Below are 622 nucleotides of genomic sequence, written 5' to 3'. Positions count from 1 at the left end.
GGTCGAGGCGTATCATGGGTCCGGCGGGGGGATGGCGTGACAGGGGCGTGCGCCGCTATTACGGCATGGAGCGCCTTACCGCAAAGGCGGAGGTCGTGCATGGCAGGCATGGTTGCCGCAACGGGGACCCGGAGGGGGCCCACGGCGTTGCCATTCGCAACAAGCGAACGACGAGGCTGTTCGGCTGGTGGAATATGGGCATGGACCTGTCCATGCTCGCGATGGAATCCCAGGTGGTCGTGGTCCAGCGCGTCACGCTGATGGCGATGGGCGGTCCCGCGGCCCAGGGCGAGGCGCAGGAGGTGGTGACCGAGAAGATGGCGGCAGCCGGAGAGGCGGCCATGCAGGTGGCCACGGGAGCAGCGAACGGCGAGGTGGTGATCAGCTACCGGCGGACGGTCCGCGCCCACAGCCTGCGCCGCAGCCGGCGGTAGGGGATCCAGTCCGGATCACTCCGCCCGTCATGGCGAGCGCGCGCCCGTCGCCCGCGGCCCGGCCGAACGACCCTCCCCCGCACAGGGGGGAGGGCGTTTCGCGTCCTCAGTTGTTCGCCGTGCGGAACGTGTCGCAGGACTTGGTCTGGCCGCTCTTGTAGCCCGCCGTGAACCAGCGCTGGCGCTGG

The 622-nt window shown here is 70.3% G+C and carries 1 protein-coding gene; it reads left to right on the top strand.

Features of this window, described 5'->3' with window-relative positions:
* On the top strand, positions 1 to 434 hold a 434-nt coding region (locus MKK53_RS25540; protein ID WP_313901523.1), incomplete at its 5' end, for a hypothetical protein.
* Positions 435 to 622 lie beyond the last annotated feature (188 nt).

This window comes from Methylobacterium sp. J-076, from assembly GCF_022829405.1.
Lineage (GTDB): Bacteria > Pseudomonadota > Alphaproteobacteria > Rhizobiales > Beijerinckiaceae > Methylobacterium.
Note: the sequence above shows the minus strand (reverse complement) of the source record. Positions and strands in the feature narration are given on the sequence as shown.